The 18,013-nt window shown below is 72.5% G+C and carries 14 protein-coding genes; 4 read left to right on the top strand and 10 right to left on the bottom strand.

Features of this window, described 5'->3' with window-relative positions; all coding sequences use genetic code 11:
- The first annotated feature begins 26 nt into the window (after positions 1-26).
- From K7862_RS32045 to K7862_RS32055, 3 genes are read left to right on the top strand one after another with little or no spacing between them, the layout of a single operon-like run.
- The gene (locus tag K7862_RS32045) at positions 27-539 is read left to right on the top strand and encodes an SRPBCC family protein (RefSeq protein WP_222968439.1); all 513 of its coding nucleotides are present in this window, start codon (positions 27-29) and stop codon (positions 537-539) included.
- A complete protein-coding gene (locus K7862_RS32050; protein WP_222968441.1) occupies positions 532-2,133 on the top strand; it encodes a phytoene desaturase family protein in 1,602 nt (533 codons plus the stop codon). The genes K7862_RS32045 and K7862_RS32050 overlap by 8 nt, the downstream gene beginning before the upstream one ends.
- A gap of 50 nt (positions 2,134-2,183) precedes the next feature.
- Complete coding sequence (locus tag K7862_RS32055; RefSeq protein WP_222968442.1) at positions 2,184-2,948, top strand: UdgX family uracil-DNA binding protein; 765 nt, start codon at positions 2,184-2,186, stop codon at positions 2,946-2,948.
- 36 nt (positions 2,949-2,984) lie between these two features.
- On the opposite strand, the gene K7862_RS32060 is transcribed toward K7862_RS32055, so the two are convergent.
- The 7 genes from K7862_RS32060 to K7862_RS32090 form a co-directional block, all read right to left on the bottom strand.
- Positions 2,985-3,407, bottom strand: a complete 423-nt coding sequence (locus tag K7862_RS32060) for an SsgA family sporulation/cell division regulator (protein WP_222968443.1) — start codon at positions 3,405-3,407, stop codon at positions 2,985-2,987.
- Positions 3,408-3,604: 197 nt separating this feature from the next.
- On the bottom strand, positions 3,605-4,312 hold the full coding sequence (locus K7862_RS32065) for an HAD family hydrolase (protein ID WP_222968444.1): 708 nt from the start codon (positions 4,310-4,312) through the stop codon (positions 3,605-3,607).
- Between the two features lie 63 nt (positions 4,313-4,375).
- Positions 4,376-6,523, bottom strand: a complete 2,148-nt coding sequence (locus K7862_RS32070) for a catalase (RefSeq protein ID WP_262414145.1) — start codon at positions 6,521-6,523, stop codon at positions 4,376-4,378.
- A 189-nt stretch (positions 6,524-6,712) separates the two neighbouring features.
- Positions 6,713-7,819, bottom strand: coding sequence for an NrfD/PsrC family molybdoenzyme membrane anchor subunit (nrfD, locus tag K7862_RS32075; protein WP_222968445.1), 1,107 nt, complete (start codon positions 7,817-7,819; stop codon positions 6,713-6,715).
- Positions 7,816-8,817, bottom strand: coding sequence for a 4Fe-4S dicluster domain-containing protein (locus K7862_RS32080; RefSeq protein WP_308012305.1), 1,002 nt, complete (start codon positions 8,815-8,817; stop codon positions 7,816-7,818). The genes nrfD and K7862_RS32080 overlap by 4 nt, the downstream gene beginning before the upstream one ends.
- A 2-nt stretch (positions 8,818-8,819) precedes the next feature.
- Entirely contained in the window at positions 8,820-12,068 is a 3,249-nt protein-coding gene (gene fdh, locus K7862_RS32085) for a formate dehydrogenase (protein ID WP_308012306.1), read from the bottom strand.
- A 58-nt stretch (positions 12,069-12,126) separates the two neighbouring features.
- A complete protein-coding gene (locus K7862_RS32090) occupies positions 12,127-12,453 on the bottom strand; it encodes a plasmid stabilization protein (RefSeq protein WP_222968446.1) in 327 nt (108 codons plus the stop codon).
- Positions 12,454-12,695: 242 nt separating this feature from the next.
- Here K7862_RS32090 and K7862_RS32095 point away from each other — a divergent pair, with 242 nt between their 5' ends.
- The gene (locus tag K7862_RS32095; protein ID WP_222968447.1) at positions 12,696-13,262 is read left to right on the top strand and encodes a type 1 glutamine amidotransferase domain-containing protein; all 567 of its coding nucleotides are present in this window, start codon (positions 12,696-12,698) and stop codon (positions 13,260-13,262) included.
- 136 nt (positions 13,263-13,398) lie between these two features.
- On the opposite strand, the gene K7862_RS32100 is transcribed toward K7862_RS32095, so the two are convergent.
- From K7862_RS32100 to K7862_RS32110, 3 genes are all read right to left on the bottom strand, one after another.
- On the bottom strand, positions 13,399-14,874 hold the full coding sequence (locus K7862_RS32100; RefSeq protein ID WP_222968449.1) for an aminotransferase class I/II-fold pyridoxal phosphate-dependent enzyme: 1,476 nt from the start codon (positions 14,872-14,874) through the stop codon (positions 13,399-13,401).
- Positions 14,875-15,027: 153 nt separating this feature from the next.
- The gene (locus K7862_RS32105; protein ID WP_222968451.1) at positions 15,028-16,158 is read right to left on the bottom strand and encodes an enolase C-terminal domain-like protein; all 1,131 of its coding nucleotides are present in this window, start codon (positions 16,156-16,158) and stop codon (positions 15,028-15,030) included.
- The gene (locus K7862_RS32110; protein ID WP_222968452.1) at positions 16,155-17,978 is read right to left on the bottom strand and encodes a thiamine pyrophosphate-requiring protein; all 1,824 of its coding nucleotides are present in this window, start codon (positions 17,976-17,978) and stop codon (positions 16,155-16,157) included. The genes K7862_RS32105 and K7862_RS32110 overlap by 4 nt, the downstream gene beginning before the upstream one ends.
- Positions 17,979-18,013: the final 35 nt, after the last annotated feature.

The raw sequence follows: 18,013 nt of genomic DNA on the forward strand, positions 1-18,013 counted from the left end.
CCGCGCCGCCCTCCAGGAGGTGTCCCATGGCCGTACGCCATCAGCTCATCAAGCGCTCCCGTGACGACGTGTGGGCGGTGCTCTCCGACCGTGAGCTGTACGCGGATTGGGTGGCCGGGACCCAGTCGTCCCATGGCGGTGAGGGCGACTGGCCCGCCGAGGGCTCGTCGCTGGAGTACACGATCGGCATCGGGTCCTTGTCGCTCGCCGGCCGGACGACCGTCCGCCAGGAGGAGCGTCCGTCCCACCTCGCACTCGAGGTCGACAGCGGGCGCCTCGGGACCGCGAGGATCGACATCGAGATCAAGCCCTGGGGTGAGAACAGCCTGGTGATCGTCGACGAGCACCCGCTGACCGGCCCAGGCGGCGTCCTGCACAACGTCGCCCTCGACGCTGTGCTGCAACTGCGGCACCGCCGCATGCTGAGCCGGCTGGCCGAGGTGGTGGAGCAGCGCTCGCCCGAGCGACCCGGCCAGGACGCACACACTGGGCAGGACGGTCAGGACGGTCAGGGCGCCCGGGGAGGGCGCGATGCCTGACGCGGTCGTCATCGGCGCGGGTCCCAACGGCCTCGTCGCCGCGAACATCCTGACCGACGCCGGCTGGAGCGTCGAGGTGCTCGAGGCGCAGGACGAGCCCGGCGGCGCGGTCCGCAGCGACCGCGCGGTGGACCCGGCCTTCGTCACCGACGTCTTCAGCTCGTTCTACCCCCTGGCTGCCGCCTCCCCTGTCCTGCGGGATCTCCGCCTGGAGGACGAGGGCCTGCGCTGGAGCCACGCCCCCCACGTGCTCGCGCATCCGCTGCCCGACGGGCGGAGCGCGCTGCTCAGCCGCGACCTGCGCGAGACCCGCGTCAACCTGGACACCTTCGCCACCGGGGACGGTGCGGCCTGGCAGGAGTGGCACGCCCTGTGGGAGCGAATCAACGCCGACCTGCTGAGGTGCCTGTTCACCCCCTTCCCACCGGTGATCGGCGGACTGCGGACGCTGGCCGAACTGCGACCGGCCGCCTCACTGGAGTTCGCGCGGATGATGATGCTGCCGGCCCGGCGCCTGGGCGAGGAGCAGTTCGGCGGAGAAGGCGGACGTCTACTGCTCGCCGGCAACGCCCTGCACGCCGACCTGGCTCCGGAGACGTCCGGCAGCGGGGTGTTCGGCTGGCTGCTGTGCATGCTCGGCCAGTCGGTCGGGTTCCCGGTGCCGGTCGGGGGCTCGGGCATGTTGACGAAGGCGCTGACCGGACGCCTGGAGCGCCGCGGTGGAGTGATCAGGTGCGGTGAACCGGTGAGCGAGATCGTGGTGCGCTCGGGCCGGGCGGTCGCGGTGCGGACTGCCGCCGGCGAGGAGATCCCGGCCCGCCGGGCCGTGCTCGCCGCCGTCCCGGCCCCACTGCTGTATCGCCGCATGCTGCGCCCGGAGGACCTGCCGCCTGCCGTCCTGCGCCAACTACGCCATTTCCAGTGGGACTTCTCCACCTTCAAGGTGGACTGGGCGCTCGACGGCCCGGTCCCGTGGACCGCCCCCGACGCACGGCAGGCCGGTACCCTCCATCTCGCCGACAGCGTGGACGAGTTGACGAGGTTCGCCGCGCAACTCGCGACCCGGCGGATCCCGGACCGGCCGTTCGCGCTGTTCGGCCAGATGACGACCGCCGACCCCAGCCGCTCCCCCGCCGGGACGGAAGCGGCATGGGCCTACACGCACGTTCCGCAGATCGTGAGCGGCGACGCGGGCGGCGACGGTCTCACCGGCGCGTGGAACGACCACGAGCAGAACGCGATGGCCGACCGCGTCGAGGCCCAGGTCGAGCGCTACGCCCCCGGCTTCCGCGCCCTGATCCGGCGTCGCCGCATCCTCGCCCCGCCCACGCTGGAGAACCGCGACGCGAGCCTGCAGGGCGGCGCGATCAACGCCGGCACCACGGCGATCCACCAGCAACTGGTGTTCCGGCCGATCCCGGGCACGGGCCGGCCGGAGACCCCGGTGCGCGGGCTGTTCCTCGCGTCGGCCTCCGCGCACCCCGGAGGTGCGGTGCACGGCGGTCCCGGCGCCAACGCCGCCCGCGCGGCGCTGCACCGGCCCCCGGTGAACGCCCTGCTCACCCGCCTCCAGCGATCCCTGGCCGGCGGCTGAGACGGTCGTTCAGCAGGCAGCCGAGCAAAGGCGACCGATCAGGAGGTGCGATGCCAGCCCGGAAGAACGCCGAACCGCCGGCCGGAGCAGAGGGCCCCAGCGACGGATCCGGCTACGACGCCACGCCGTTCCTGCCCGCGCGGGGACGCATCCCCGCGCACCGCAGGGCCGCCGCGGACTGCCGGGGCTGCCCGCTGTTCGGCCCGGCCACCCAGACCGTGTTCGGGGAGGGCGACGCGTCCGCGCGGCTGATGTTCGTGGGCGAGGAGCCCGGCGACCAGGAGGACCGGCAGGGCAAGCCCTTCGTCGGTCCGGCCGGGCAGCTGCTGCACCGGGCGATGGAGGAGGCGGGTCTCGCCGACGAACCGTCGTACGTCACCAACGCGGTCAAGCACTTCAAGTTCGAGTTGGCGCCCCGCACCGGCAAGCGGCGGATCCACAAGCCGCCGTCGCTGCGGGAGATGACGGCGTGCCGGCCGTGGCTGTCCGCCGAACTGCGGCTGGTCGAACCCGAGGTGGTCGTCGCTCTCGGCGCGACCGCCGGACGCGCCCTGCTGGGCTCCTCGTTCCGGGTGACGAAGGACCGCGGTGCGGTGCAGGCGTGCGCGGTGGCCGCCGACGGCACGATCGGTCCCGTGGAGCCGGATGCGGTGCCGGGCGACGGCACGGACCACGCCTCCGACGGGCACGCGGGAATCCGCACCCAGGTGGTGCCGACCGTGCACCCCTCGTCCGTGCTCAGGTCGGATGACCGGGAGGCCGCCTACGCCGGACTCGTCGCGGATCTGCGGGTGGCCGCCGGGCTGGTGCGCTGAACGCGGCACCGCTGCGAAGCCGGTGCGGGCCCGGGTTCAGGCTCCGGTCATGATGAGCTCGAGTTCGGCGTCCAGGGCGCCGGCGACCTGGTCGGCGTCGCACCCCTGGCGGACCCGCAGCGCCCGCACGAAGGCGGCCACCTCCTGGTCGGGTAGCCGGACGCGTACGCCGAACGAGGGAGCGAGGGCCACCTCGACGCCGTGGAACCCCTCGGTGGTCGGGCTGACCCGTACGTCGCCCTCCCCCGCGGGGCCCAGCAGACCCGCCGTCAGGAGGTCCCAGGCGAAGGTCCAGCGCACGTCCTCGCCGTCGGGGCCACGCAGCACCATCGTCACGGCGAGGGGATCGGAGGGCTGGTAGACGAGATCGGTGGGAAGCAACGCCATCGACTCCTCGCTGACGTCCACCAGTCCGACTGTGCTCAACCGGACGGGCTCAACCTCGTCTGCAGTCGGCATTCCGGCACTCCTCTCCCGCGTTTCCGCTGGTGGCCCGATTGGAACCCTTTGGAACCCTTTGCGGAGCCGCGCATTCCGAACGACTCCGCGAGGCGACTTGCCACTCAACCCGCTTTCAAACCCGCCCGGTTGAGTGGACTCCCGACGCTCCTGCCCCAGCGGCCCCCCGCGGGCCGGACGACCCGGCCCCGCGGCGGTCACGCTGTGTCGCCGGGAGGCCGGTCCAGCAGGCTCTCGCCGAGGTGCCTCAGCAGGTCGGCCGGGGACTCGTAGACCGCCTTGGCGCCGGCGCCGGCGAGCTCGTCGCGGCACCAGCCACCGGTCAGCAGCGCCAGGCAGGGCACCTTCGCACGGCCGGCCGCCTCCACGTCCCAGACCGCGTCCCCGACGAAGACCGCCCGCTCCGCGGGCACACCCGCCCGCTCCAGTGCCTGGTGGACGATGTCGGGGGACGGTTTGCTGGCGGACACGTCCTCGGCGGTGGTCACCGCCGCGATCGCGTCGTCCGCGTCGAGCGCCCGGACCATCACGTCCGCCTCGGGCCCGGAGGCCGAGGAGGCGAGCACCACCCGCCAGCCGCGTTCCGCGCACGCCCGCAGCAGATCGCGCGCGCCGGGCAGCGGCACCAGCCGCGTCCAGTACTGCGCGTACAGAGCGTCATGGGCGGCCTTCGCCGCCGCGCTCTCCTCCTCGTCCCGGTCCTCACCGAGCAGTTCGTCGAGCAGATGGTCGCCGCCCATGCCGATGCAGCGGTGGATCCTCGCCATCGTCACCGAGTGCCCGTTCTGGCGGAACGCCTCCCACCAGGCCACGGTGTGCAGATAGACGGTGTCCATCAGGGTGCCGTCCACGTCGAACAGGACGGCACCGGGAGCGTCCGCGGTGTCAGGTTCCGGCACGGTCATCACCTCGCATGATCAGGTTGTCGCCTCACTCGCATCGCACTTGCGCTTCGGTGGGCCGGGGACTCAGACGCCGGGGTGCGCCGAGAAGCGGTCCCAGACCCGGTGGCTGCCCAGCAGTTCGGCGACCTGCCCCAGGACCCCGGTTCCGCTGTCGCCGCTGATGACGCCCGCCGAGGACGTCTGGGCGCCGGCCGCCGCCAGGAGGGCGTCGCCGCCGTCGTAGGCGCCCAGCGCCTTGCCGTGCCGGTACGCCTCGCCGACCAGCGTCAGCAGCCGCGCGTCGACAGGGGCGTCGCCGGACGGGGAGCCGGCCAGCAGGAGGGCGTCGAACTCGATGGAACGCGCCGTGGCGTAGGTCCGCTGCACCCCGTCGCCACCGGTGGGGGCCACGACCAGCGGCACCATGTCCATGTCGAGCACGGCCTGCCGCGCGTCCGCGACGTCCTTGCCGGCGTCCGGTACCACGATGCCCACGATCCGCCCGTCGAGCGGCCAGGTCCGGCCGACCTGGGACAGCGCCGGGCTGGGCTGCGGGTCCGCCAGTTCGACCGTGGGCTCGGGCGCGGGCAGTCCCAGGGCCTCGGCGACCGTCCGGCAGAGCTCGCCGTCGATGTTGGCGAGCACCCTCAGGCCGCGCTCCTTGATCGCCTTCTCGTAGCACTTGCCCAGCTCGAAGGAGTAGGCGGCGGCGATGTGCTCGCGCTCGGGCTCACTCATGCTCAGCCAGAACAGGCGCGCCTGGCTGAAGTGGTCGTCGAAGGACGCCGCCGCGTCGCGCACCTTGCGCGACTCCGGCACGGGCACCGGCGACTCGATGTAGGCGCCGTCGCCGGCGCCGGCGACGAACGGGCAGCCGCCGTCGAGGGAGTTGGGGCGGTAGGGCGCCACCCCGCGGTGCACGGCGGTCTGGTGCATTCCGTCGCGGAGCATGTCGTTGACCGGCGCGTGCGTGCGGTTGATGGGCAGCTGCGGGAAGTTGGGGCCGCCGAGCCGCGTGATCTGCGTGTCGACGTAGGAGAAGAGGCGGCCCTGCATCAGCGCGTCGTTGGTGACGTCGATGCCGGGGACGAGGTGGCCCACATGGAAGGCGACCTGCTCGGTCTCGGCGAAGAAGTTCGACGGGTTGGCGTCGAGCGTGAGCAGACCGATCGGCTGCACGGGGGCCAGTTCCTCGGGGACGATCTTGGTGGGGTCGAGCAGGTCGATCCCCTGGAACATCTGGTCCTCGGTGTCGGGGAAGGTCTGCACGCCGAGTTCCCACTGCGGGTGCGCGCCCGCCTCGATGGCGTCGGCGAGATCCCGGCGGTGGAAGTCGGGGTCGACGCCCGCGGCGATCTGCGCCTCCTCCCAGACCAGCGAGTGCACCCCGAGCTTCGGTTTCCAGTGGAACTTCACCAGGGTGGTGCCGCCCTCGGCGTCGACCAGCCGGAAGGTGTGGACGCCGAAGCCCTCCATCATCCGCAGCGAGCGGGGGATGCCGCGGTCGGACATGTTCCAGAGGGTGTGGAACGTCGCCTCGGTGTGCAGGGTGACGAAGTCCCAGAAGGTGTCGTGGGCGCTCTGCGCCTGCGGGATCTCCCGGTCGGGCTGCGGCTTGGCGGCGTGCACCACGTCGGGGAACTTGATGGCGTCCTGGATGAAGAACACCGGGATGTTGTTGCCGACGAGGTCGAACACGCCCTCGTCGGTGTAGAACTTCGTCGCGAAGCCGCGCGTGTCGCGCACGGTGTCCGCCGATCCGCGCGAGCCGAGGACCGTGGAGAAGCGCACGAACACCGGGGTCCGGACGCCTTCGGCGAGGAACGCGGCGCGGGTGATGCGGGCCGCGGTCCCGTACGACTCGAACACGCCGTGGGCGGCGGACCCGCGGGCGTGCACGACCCGCTCCGGGATCCGCTCGTGGTCGAAGTGGGTGATCTTCTCCCGCAGGTGGTGGTCCTGCAGCAGCACGGGCCCGCGGGGACCGGCCTTCAGTGAGTGGTCGGTGTCGTGCAGCCGGGTGCCGTGCGCCGTGGTCAGGTATGCGCCGCTCTGCGCCACGGCCGCGGGCGGGGCGCCGGTGGCCTGACCCGTCGGACTGACCGTCTCGGGAGCACGCTGGTCGGGCTTCGGCGGGAGCGGCTCGCGCGGCTCGGTCGGTTCGTCCACCGGCGGCGGTACGGCGGCGGGCGCTCCGGGGATCTCGCCGTGCTGCGGCTCTTTGCTGGTCAACTTCGGCTCCAGGTGGTCGATGTGAGTCGTTCGTCCACGGACGGGCGGCGCTTCCCGCCGCAGCGCGCTTCGTGTCCGTGGTGCTGCTGCGGGGCAGAACGGCACCACACCCCGGGCAGCTCGGGTGTGGCGGGGCCGGACGGCGGGGGACGCCGGTGAGCGGGTGCCCAGCCTCCGCGGGCGCAATCGTCAGCCGGCGGTATCGCCCCCGGACGGCGGTACGGACGGATCGGCGCCCGGGGACGTGCCGCCGTTCTTGGCCGCGGCCTCGGCGGCGCGCCGGCGTTCCTCCAGCCGCTCGCGCTGCGGCCCCACGGTGTAGACGGGGTCCTCGGCCGAGGCGACTCCGGCGTGGAAGACGCCGAACCGGGTGCAGGCGGAGGCCGCGAGCAGCGCCAGGCCGGCCGCCGCCGCCGTGGGCCGCCGCGCCGGTGGCGGCAGGAAGGGCGAGCAGGCGGCGGCCGCGGCTCCGACACCCGTCAGCACCTCGGCGGCGTGCATGCAGCGGCCGCCGCGTCCCTGTTCGTAGGGCTCGGCGACCGGCCCGAGCCGCTTGCGCATGCCGCGCACCAGGGCGAGTTCGGTCGTCGTGGCCAGCAGGGCGGCGGCGCGCGCCGGCCCGGTCTCGGAGTAGGGCGAGCCCAGCAGAGCCGCACCGGACGCCGCGGTGAGCGCCGACGCCGCGAAGACGGCGGGCAGTTCACGGTAGGCGTCGTGCCAGGCCGGTACGGCGGTGTCGGCGGCCAGCACGGCGGTGTAGGTCGCGATGGCGGGTCCCACCACGGCTGCCCCGGCCGTGGCCGCGGCGCCGACGCGCGGCAGCCGGCCCGCACGGTTGAGAACGGCCGCCAGACCGGCGAGTGGCGCGTAGCCGGTGAGCAGCCACGAGCCGACGCTCATGGGTGACGTCGGCTTGAACACCCGCAGCATGTTGGCGAACCGCGACGGGCGCCCGAGGTCGTGCACCAGCAGGGCCCCGGAACCGGCGATGGCGAGCGCCGAGGTCGTCTTGAGGACCCGGGCCATGCCGGGGCGGCCGGTCAGCTGGGCGCCGGCGGCGAGGACCGAACCGGCGCCGGCCAGCCCGCCGAGGAAGAAGTAGCCGGCGATGTCCTGCGCGGACCACGATGGCGCCTTGATCACCGGCCGGCCGTAGTACGAGGAGAACTCGGCCCGGTCGACCATGAGCCGCTCTCCCCCGGAGCCGCGCCGTCGGCGGCCCCTCCGCATCGGCGGCGCTTCGCGCCCGGGCCGCTCGCCCGTGATGCCGTGGCGCGTGACGTCGGAGGAGCTCATCGCGGTCCCTTCCCGGTCGCGGTCGCGGCGAACGCCAGGGCGGCGGCGCCCAGCAGGCCGACGGCCGCGCGGGCCGCGTGCCGCCACATGTCGGGCAGGTCGCGGGTGGTGACCACCGGGTCCGGTGGCAGGCCGTAGACCTCGGGTTCGTCCATGAGCAGGAAGAAGGCGCCGTCACCGCCGACGCCGTCGTCCGGGTCGTGGCCGTACAGCCGGGCCTCGGGCACGCCCAGGTCGTGGAGCTGCTCGACGCGCAGCGCCGCCCGCTCCCGCAGTTCGTCCAGCGGGCCGAACTGGATCGAGTCGGTCGGGCACGCCTTGGCGCAGGCCGGCTCCATGCCGTCGCCGAGCCGGTCGTAGCACATGGTGCACTTGAACGCCCGGCCGTCGTCCGGCCGTTGCTCGATGACGCCGTACGGGCAGGCGGGCACGCAGTAGCCGCATCCGTTACAGACGTCCTCCTGCACCACGACCGTGCCGAACTCCGTGCGGAACAGGGCGCCGGTCGGGCAGACGTCCAGGCAGGCCGCATGCGTGCAGTGCTTGCACACGTCGGACGACATCAGCCAGCGCAGTTCGGTGCGGCCGTCGGGAGCCGGCGGCCCGCCCGCGACGGGCGCGGCCTCGACGGCTGTGCCCGCGGACCCGGCCGGCTCCTGACCGGCGTGCCCGTGGGGGGAATGGCCGTGTCCTTCGTGCCCGTCGGGGGACGGCCCTCCGGCCGCGGGCGCGGCGACCGGCCGGCTCTGCTCGATGAAGGCGACGTGCCGCCAGGTGGAAGCGCCCAGGCCGCCGGTGTTGTCGTAGGACATCCCGGTCAGCGACAGACCGTCCTCGGGGATGGCGTTCCACTCCTTGCACGCCACTTCGCAGGCCTTGCAGCCGATGCACACCGTGGTGTCGGTGAAGAACCCCACGCGCGGCGGCGGATCGGGATGGCCGGCGTCCCCGGCCGGGTCGGGCTCCGGGCCGTACAGCAGGTCCGCGGACCGGTCCACGCTCACACCTCCATCCCGGTCTGCTCGGTGATACCGGCCCTGCGCCGGTAGTCGGCCAGGAAGCCCGGCAGGGCGGCTCCGCGGGGGCGGCGGCCCGGCCTGATGTCGGCACTCAGCGCCTTCACCTCCTGGATGTGCACGTTGGGGTCGAGGGCGATCGCCGCCAGTTCGTTGGCGGCGTCGCCGGTGACCAGGCCGTTGGGCCCGAAGTGGTACGGCAGGCCGATCTGGTGGACGGTGTGGCCGTCCAGGTGCAGCGGCGCCAGGCGCTCGGTCACCAGCACGCGGGCCTCGATAGCGCCGCGTGCGGTGACCAGCGTCGCCCACCCGGCGTGTTCCAGGCCGCGCAGCTCGGCGAGCTCCGGCGAGACCTCGCAGAACAACTCGGGCTGCAGTTCCGCCAGATAGGGGGACCAGCGGGTCATGCCGCCGGCGGTGAAGTGCTCGGTGAGCCGGTAGGTGGTGACCACGAACGGGAAGACGTCCGCGCCGGGTTCACCGCCCTGCGGGTGGTAGCGGTTGCCCTCACGGGAGAAGATCTGCCGCACCGGGTTGCGCTGGTGGTCGGCGTAGAGCGGATTGCGCACCGGAGAGTCCTGCGGTTCGTAGTGCGTGGGCAGCGGCCCGTCGACCAGGCCCGCGGGGGCGAACAACCAGCCCTTGCCGTCGGCCTGCATGATGAACGGGTCGTCTCCGCACAGCGCCGCCGGGCCGGTGGCGTCGTCCGGCGGCACCGTTCCGGGTGCCAGGTCGGGCACGAAGTCGGGGACGTCGTGCCCGGTCCACGTGCCGGTTTCGGGGTCCCACCACACATAGGCCTTGCGCTCGCTCCAGGGCTTGCCCTCGGGATCGGCGGAGGCGCGGTTGTACATGATGCGGCGGTTGGCCGGCCACGCCCACGCCCATTCGGCGGCGACCCAGTTCTGTTCGGTGTGCGGCTTGCGCCGGGCGGCCTGGTTGACGCCGTCGGCGTAGACCCCGCAGTAGATCCAGCAGCCGCAGGAGGTCGACCCGTCGTCCTTCAATTCGGTGTACGCCGACAGATGCCGGCCGTCGGGACCGAAACCGTTGATCTCCGCGAGTACGGCCTCCGCCGACGGCTCCCGAAGCGGCCCCTCGACCGGGTAGTCCCAGGCGAGGTCGAGGAACTGGCGGTCGCGCGGATCGTCCGACCCGGCCAGGCGCTCCCGGATCCGCCGCCCGAGGTGGTACATGAACCACAGGTCGCTGCGGGCGTCGCCCTGGGGTTCGACGGCGGTGTGGTGCCACTGCAGCCAGCGGTTGGTGTTGGTGAACGAGCCGGACTTCTCGGTGTGCGACGCGGCCGGGAAGAAGAACACCTCGGTTCCGATGTCCTCGGTGCGCAGCTCTCCCGTCTCGATCTCGGGTCCGTCCTGCCACCAGGTCGCGGACTCGATGAGCGAGAAGTCGCGGACCACCAGCCATTCGAGGTTGGCCATGCCGAGCCGCTGGAGGCGGGTGTTGGCCGAGCCGACCGCCGGGTTCTCCCCCATCAGGAAGTAGCCCTTGCAGTGGCCTGCGAGCTGGGCGAGCACGGTCTCGTACGTGCTGTGCGAACCGGTCAGCATCGGCAGGTGGTCGAAGCAGAAGTCGTTCTCCGCGGTCGCCGCGTCGCCGTAGTACGCCTTGAGCAGGCTGACCAGGTAGGAGCGCGCCTCGGCCCAGAAGCCCTTCTCGGTCTTGATGGTCTCGACGAAACCGTCCAGGTTCTCGTCCCGGTGCGCGTGCGGCATCGGCAGATACCCGGGCAGCAGGTTGAACAGGGTGGGGATGTCGCTGGACCCCTGGATGCTGGCGTGGCCGCGCAGCGCCTGGATGCCGCCGCCGGGCCGGCCGATGTTGCCCAGCAGCAGCTGGAGGATGGACGCGGTCCTGATGTACTGCGCGCCGACGGTGTGCTGCGTCCAGCCCACCGCGTAGCAGATCGCCGAGGTCCGGTCGGGACCGGAGTTCTCGGTCAGCGCGTCGCACACCTTGCGGAACAGCTCCGGCCGCACGCCGCAGGTGCGCTCGACCACCTCGGGGGTGTAACGGGCGAAGTGCCGCTTGAGCACCTGGTAGACGCAGCGCGGGTGCTGCAGTGTGAGGTCGCGCTCGGGATCGGGTGCCACGCTGGCGCCGCCGGAGCCGTGGGACTCCGACCCGCCGGCCTGCGAGACGGAGGGCTCGTACGGGGTCCCCGTGCTCTCCCGCTCCCCGGACGCGGCGTTCACCTCGGTACCCGCGTACTCCCAGGTGGAGGGGTCGTAGTGCCGCTCGTCCTCATGGAGACCGGAGAAGACGCCGTCCAGGTCCTCGGTGTCGCGGAACTCCTCGCGCAGCAAAAAGGATGCGTTGGTGTAGTGGAGGACGTAGTCGCGGAACTCCTTCCCCTCGGTCAGCACGTGGTTGATGATCGCGCCGAGGAAGGCGATGTCGCTGCCGGCCCGCAGCGGTACGTGGAGGTCGGCCAGCGCGCTGGTACGGGTGAACCGCGGGTCGACGTGGATGACCGTCGCGCCGCGCGCCTTGGCCTCGGTGACCCACTGGAAGCCGACCGGATGGGCCTCGGCGTAGTTGGAGCCCTGGATGACGATGCAGTCGGAGTTCTGCAGGTCCTGCATGAACGTCGTGGCGCCGCCGCGGCCGAACGACGTGCCGAGCCCGGCGACGGTGGCGCTGTGGCACACCCGCGCCTGGTTCTCCACCTGCACCACGCCGAGGCCGGTCAGCAGCTTCTTGATGAGGTAGTTCTCCTCGTTGTCGAGCGTCGCCCCGCCGAGGCTGGCGATGCCCATCGTGCGGTTGACCCGCTTGCCCTCGTACTCGTCCTGCCAGCCCTCACGGCGGGTGCGCACCACCCGGTCGGCGACCATGTCCATCGCCGTCTCCAGGTCCAGCGGCTCCCACTCGCGCGCGTGCGGCCTGCGGTACAGAACCTGGTGGCGGCGGGCGTCACCGGTGGTGAGCTGGAGGGTGGCCGAGCCCTTCGGGCACAGCCGGCCCCGGCTGACCGGCGAGTCGGGGTCACCCTCGACCTGGACGACCTTCTCGTCCTTCACGTAGACGTTCTGGCCGCAACCGACCGCGCAGTACGGGCAGATGGACTTCACGACGCGGTCGGCGGTCGCGGTGCGCGGCGCCAGGGATCTGGTGTACGGCGACATCACCGCCTCGCCCCGGCCGAGTTTGTCCCTGCCGGTCACCTGCCGCCACGCCGGCCAGCGACCGAGAGCGTCTGCCACATTCACCTGATGACCTCCTGGTCGGCCCTTCCGGGAGCGCCCCGCCCGCCGGAGCCGGCGGTGTTCAGCGGCCGAGGGCCTTGCGGAGTTCCTGCTTGCTCATGCTGGAGCGGCCTTCGATGTTCTTCTTCTTGGCCTCCTCGTACAGCTGGTCCTTCGTGGGCCCCTGGGCGCCGCTGTGCGAGCGCTCGCCGCCCCGCTGCGAGGCGGACTTGGGGTCCTTGGTGGACGTGCGGCTGGAGGTGCGCGACTCACCGGAGCGCGCGCGCTCCTTGTTGACGGTCCGCGCCGCGATCTCCTTGGCGCGGCCCTCGGAGGCTCCGCGGTCCTTCGCACTGTCCTTGACGTGCTCGTACTGGCGTTCCCGCTTGGGGCTGGATCCTGCAGGCATGACGGTTCTCCCTCTCTTCAGGACGGCCCCCTTGAGCGCGACTACCCGCCGATCCGTGCCTGACTCCCACCCCATCGCGCTACGTGTCCCCCGGCCACCGGTGCGCCACCATCGGGGTCGCGGACGGCCGGGTTTCCCTGTTCGGGGGCCGGGCAGCCGTGGGGTGAGAACGAGACGCCGGGCGCGACCCGTCCGTGACGAGCGCGTCCCGGCGGAAGGACTTCTGCCCGAGAGGCATCACCATGGGAGCGAACGACCTGAAGGGCCGCAGCGTCCTCGCCATCGTCAGCAACTACGGGGTGGAGCAGGACGAACTCGTCGTCCCCGTCGACCACCTCCGGGACAACGGCGCCACCGTCGATGTGGCTGCCGTCTCCGACGAGCCGGTGCAGACGCTGGTGGGCGACAAGGACCCCGGCAAGAAGGTGCACCCCACGACAACTCTGGATCAGGCCGACGCCTCGACGTACGACCTGCTGCTCATCCCCGGCGGCACGATCAACGCCGACAACCTGCGGCAGAACGAGAAGGCGGTCGAGCTCGTCCGGACGTTCGCGGAGTCGGAGCGCCCGGTCGCGGCGATCTGCCACGGGCCCTGGACGCTGGTCGAGGCCGGCGCCGTCCGCGGCAAGACCCTCACCTCGTATCCGTCGGTGCACACCGACATCGTCAACGCCGGTGGGGAGTGGCTCGACCAGTCGGTGGTCAGCGACAACACCGGGGGCTGGACCCTCGTGACGTCCCGGTCGCCGAAGGATCTCGACGATTTCCTGCGCGAGACGGAGAACGCGATCATCACCGCGCCCTGACGGGCGGCGGCCGTGGGTCTGCAGCCCGGGGCAACCGTCGGACGCACCTGAACAACACGAAGGGCCCGCGCACCGGATCCGGTGGGCGGGCCCTTCCGTGGTCTCGGCAAGCGGCCGCGTCCGCGCCCTGGCGGCCTCACTCGCCGGGCGTCTCCGCCATCACCCGGAGGGTCTTCACCTCGGGGTCCGCGGCGTCGGGCACGACCATGCCGGCCTCCACGCCGCTCCGGAGGTACCGCAGCACGGCCGCGTTGAGGCGCTCGCCGGGCAGCGCCGCCGGGATGCCGGGCGGGTACGGGGTGAGGACCTCGGCGGCCACCCGGCCCTCGGCCTGGTCCCAGGGCACGACCTCCACCGGGCCGAAGAAGGCGTCGCGGGGCAGGCACACCTGGTCGAGCCGCAGACCGTCCGGGCCGGGCACGTCGACCCCGGGCGCGGGCCGCAGCCGGCCCGCGTGCCGGGTCAGGTCCTCCAGCGCGGCGATCAGGCGCCCGGTGGACTCGTCGGTGTCGGCGTGGGTGAGCTGCGCGCTGATCCTGCGGTGGTCGGCGACGTGCAGGTTGATCCGGTGGTGTTCGCTCAGCCAGTCGGCCGCGTCGTACCCGGCGACGTGCAGCGCGGTGAGGTCGATGAAGACCTGGAGGGGGTCCATGTCGTAGGCGCGGTCCGGGCCGCAGAAGTCCTCGCGGCCGTGGACGTGCAGGCCGTCGATGGCCTCGATACGGCCGCGGACCTCCCCCGCCAGCTTCAGCGCCCGGGCGTACAGCTCGTGGCCGTGCTCGGCCATCTGCCGCCGCCAGCCGTCGAGGGCGGCGTAGAGCAGCACTGAGGGGCTGGTGGTGCCGAGCAGATCGGCCCGTGACGCCAGCGTCTCGGGGGTGATCAGATCGCCCTGCAGGTGGAAGACCGAGCCCTGTTCCAGCCCCGAGCCCATCTTGTGCACCGACGTCACGCAGACGTCGGCGCCGGCGTTCATCGCCCAGGCGGGCAGGTCGGGATGGAAGGGCAGATGGGCGCCCCATGCCTCGTCGACGATGACGGGGACGCCGTGCTCGTGACAGACCTCGGTGATGGCCCGGAGGTCCGCGCAGGTGCCGTAGGGGGTCGGGCTGGTCACGAGGGCGCCGCGGGCGTCGGGGTGCTGGGCGAACGCCTTGCGGTAGGTCTCCGGCGCCGGCGGATGGGCCAGATGACGCTCGGGGTCCCACTGCGGGTCGACCCAGACCGGCCGGATCCCGGCGAGGATCAGTCCGGAGACCACTGCCTTGTGCGCGTCGCGCCCTACGAGCAGCTTCTCGTGCGGCCCGGCCGCCGAGAGCATGGCGGCCTTGACGGACAGCGAACTGCCGCAGGTGGAGAAGAACGTGTGCTCGGCGCCGACCGCGTCCGCCATCAGTTCCTGGGCGCGTTCCAGCACGTGGTTGGACGACGTGCGGTCGTCCAGGCCGGCCGTGGCGAGGACGTCGGCGTGGAACACCGCGTCCCCCAGCACCTCTCTGACGCGGGGGTCGGCCCCCAGCCCCTGCTTGTGTCCTGGCGGTGTGAACGGCAACTGCCGGTCTGCCCAGTAGGCAGCGAGAGCCTCGAGTACCGGCGCCTCGGAGTGATCCATGCCAGGCGGCTGCCCTGGTGGGGACGGGGGAAACCCTGACGGGGCGCCCTGGGCGGCCGTGAGGGTACCCGCGTCAGGGGCGACCCCTGGCCGCGCTGCAGCGTGCCACCTGCCGCCGTCTCGCCCGAGGTGGCCGGACGGCTGCTCCCGCGTTCAGCTCTCGCGGTACTTCGCCGCCACGTCGGCGCGCAGTTCCAGGCCGTGGCCCGGCGCACCTCCGGCGCCGGGGCGGATCACGCCGCCGGCCGGGTCCAGCGTGCCGTCGAACAGCAGGTTCTCGATGTGGACGTGGTCGTGGAACCACTCCAGGTGGCGCAGGTTCGGCACCGCGGCCGCCGCGTGGGCGTGCAGGTGGGGGGCGCAGTGGCCGGAGATCTGCAGGCCGCGCGCCTCGGCCAGAGCCGCCGCGCGCAGCCACACCGTGACGCCGCCGCAGCGGGTGACGTCCGCCTGGAGGCAGTCCACGGCCTCCGCGGCCAGCATCTGCTCGAAGTACGACAGGGTGTAGCCGTACTCGCCGGCGGTCACGTCCGCGTGGATGCCGTCCCGTACGCGGGCGAGGCCGGCCAGGTCGTCGGACGACACCGGCTCCTCCAGCCACGTCACGTTCTCCGCGTCCAGGTGGCGACCGAGCCGGATCGCCTGCTTGGCGCTGTAGCCGCCGTTGGCGTCGACGAAGAGAGCCGCACTGTCTCCGATGGAGCGGCGGGCCGCGGTGATCCGGCGCCGGTCCCGCTCCTCCGCCTGCCCCCAGGACTCGCCGATCTTGATCTTCACCCGCGGGATACCCGACTCCTCGGCCCAGAAGCGCAGTTGGCGGTCCTGCTGCCGCTCGTCGTAGGTGGTGAAGCCGCCGCTGCCGTAGACCGGGACCTCGTCGCGGGCCGCGCCCAGCAGGTGCACCAGTGGCATGTCCAGCAGGCGCGCCTTGAGGTCCCACAGGGCGATGTCGACGGCCGAGACGGCGTGCCCGGCGATGCCCGGCCGTGCGGCGTTGCGCACGGTCCGGGTCATCGCCTCGTTGGCGGCCGGCACGTCCCAGGCGGAGCGGCCGGTGACGACGGACGCCAGGTGCGCCTCGACGACCCGGGCCGCGGCCGGTGAGCCGTAGGTCCAGCCGAGGCCGGTGGTCCCACCGGCCTCGGCCCGCACGGTCACCAGCGTGGTGGCGTCCCAGGACAGCGTGCCGTCGGCCTCCGGGGAGTCCGTGGGCACGGTGTAGATGGCCGTCGTGACGGATGTGACGGGCGGGCCCGCGTCCGCCGGTGCGTGATCGCCGGTCACGCCTCGTCCCCGGCGCCGGGCCGGTCGTCGCGGTGGCGGTGCCCCGGCAGCATCTCCTGGATCTTCGCCTTCACGCCCTGCCGGACCATGCCCGCCGTGTCCGGGTCGCCCTGGAGCACGGCCGAGGCGGCCGCCTCGATCTGGTCCCAGGTGGCGTGCGGCGGGATGGGCGGCACGGCCGGGTCGGTGCGGAAGTCGATGACGAACGGCCGGTCGGCGGAGAGCGCCTGCTTCCAGGCGCTCTGGACCGCGCCGGGCTCCTCGACCCGCACGCCGCCCAGGCCGATGGAGCGGGCGAAGTCGGCGTAGGGCACGTCGGGGATGCCCTGCGAGGGCAGGAACTGCGGGGCGCCCTCCATGGCCCGCATCTCCCAGGTGACCTGGTTGAGGTCCTGGTTGTTGAGCACCGCGACGATCATCCGCGGGTCCTTCCAGTCCCGCCAGTACTTGGCCGCGGTGACCAGCTCGCCCATGCCGTTCATCTGCATGGCGCCGTCGCCCACGATGGCCAGAGCGGGCCGGTCGGGGTGGGCGAACTTCGCCCCGATGACGTACGGGACGCCCGGACCCATCGTCGCGAGCGTGCCCGACAGCGAGCCGCGCATGGCGCCCCGGAACCGCAGGTGCCGGGCGTACCAGTTGGCGGCGGACCCGGAGTCGGCGGCCAGGATGATGTCCTGGGGCAGCAGTTCGTCGAGCGCGTGCACCACGTACTCGGGGTTGATCGGGTCGGCGTCCACGGACGCCCGGCGCTGCATGACCTCCCACCAGCGCGCGGTGTTCTTCTCGATCTCCTTGCGCCACCCGCCGTGCTTCTTGGCCTTCAGCTTCGGCAGCAGGCGCTTGAGGGTGGCGGCGGCGTCGCCGACCAGGTTGACCTCGAACGGGTAGCGCATGCCGATCATGAACGGGTCGGCGTCGATCTGCACCGCGCGGGCCTGCCCGAACTCCGGCAGGAACTGGGTGTACGGGAAGCTGGAACCGATCACCAGCAGGGTGTCGCAGTCGCGCATCATCTCGTACGAGGCGCGGGTGCCGAGCAGTCCGATGGAACCGGTCACATAGGGCAGGTCGTCCGGCAGGACGTCCTTGCCCAGCAGGGCCTTGGCCACACCGGCGCCGAGGGTGTCGGCGGCCTGCTCGACCTCGGCGCGCGCGCCACGCGCACCCTGGCCGACCAGGATCGCGACCTTCTCCCCCGCGTTCAGCACCTCGGCCGCGCGGTGCAGGTCGGCGTCCGCCGGCTCCGGCGCGTAGTCGGCCATGCCCAGGCTGGAGGGGACCATCTTGAACGCGTGCGTCGGCGGGCTGTAGTCCAGCTCCTGGACGTCGGCGGGGATGATGATCGCGGTGACGGTGTGCCGCGCGTACGCGGTGCGGATCGCCCGGTCGAGCACGTTCGGCAGCTGCTCGGGGACGGTCACGGTCTCGCAGAACTCGGAGGCGACGTCCTTGTAGAGGCTCGCCAGGTCCACTTCCTGCTGGTAACTGCCGCCCATGGCGCTGCGGTTGGTCTGTCCGACGATGGCGACCACCGGCACGTGGTCGAGCTTGGCGTCGTACAGGCCGTTGAGCAGGTGGATGGCGCCCGGTCCGGAGGTCGCCGCGCAGACGCCGACCTTGCCGGAGAACTTGGCGTAGCCGACGGCTTCGAAGGCCGCCATCTCCTCGTGCCGTGCCTGGATGAAGCGGGGCTTGTCCTCGGCCCGGCCCCATGCGGCGAGCAGGCCGTTGATGCCGTCGCCCGCGTAGGCGAAGACCTGCTCGACGCCCCATTCGCGCAGGCGCTGCAAGATATAGTCGGAAACCTTGATCGACACGGAAGTTCCTTTCTCTGCGCCGCGTCCGGGGCGGT

The organism is Actinacidiphila acidipaludis (assembly GCF_019890725.1).
Taxonomy (GTDB): domain Bacteria; phylum Actinomycetota; class Actinomycetes; order Streptomycetales; family Streptomycetaceae; genus Actinacidiphila; species Actinacidiphila acidipaludis.

Excerpts from the sequence above, each read along its gene's own strand:
- K7862_RS32045 (WP_222968439.1), top strand. The coding sequence starts at position 27 with ATGGCCGTACGCCATCAGCTCATCAAGCGCTCCCGTGACGACGTGTGG.
- K7862_RS32050 (WP_222968441.1), top strand. The coding sequence starts at position 532 with ATGCCTGACGCGGTCGTCATCGGCGCGGGTCCCAACGGCCTCGTCGCC.
- K7862_RS32055 (WP_222968442.1), top strand. The coding sequence starts at position 2,184 with ATGCCAGCCCGGAAGAACGCCGAACCGCCGGCCGGAGCAGAGGGCCCC.
- K7862_RS32060 (WP_222968443.1), bottom strand. The coding sequence starts at position 3,407 with ATGCCGACTGCAGACGAGGTTGAGCCCGTCCGGTTGAGCACAGTCGGA.
- K7862_RS32065 (WP_222968444.1), bottom strand. The coding sequence starts at position 4,312 with ATGACCGTGCCGGAACCTGACACCGCGGACGCTCCCGGTGCCGTCCTG.
- nrfD (WP_222968445.1), bottom strand. The coding sequence starts at position 7,819 with ATGAGCTCCTCCGACGTCACGCGCCACGGCATCACGGGCGAGCGGCCC.
- K7862_RS32090 (WP_222968446.1), bottom strand. The coding sequence starts at position 12,453 with ATGCCTGCAGGATCCAGCCCCAAGCGGGAACGCCAGTACGAGCACGTC.
- K7862_RS32095 (WP_222968447.1), top strand. The coding sequence starts at position 12,696 with ATGGGAGCGAACGACCTGAAGGGCCGCAGCGTCCTCGCCATCGTCAGC.
- K7862_RS32100 (WP_222968449.1), bottom strand. The coding sequence starts at position 14,874 with ATGGATCACTCCGAGGCGCCGGTACTCGAGGCTCTCGCTGCCTACTGG.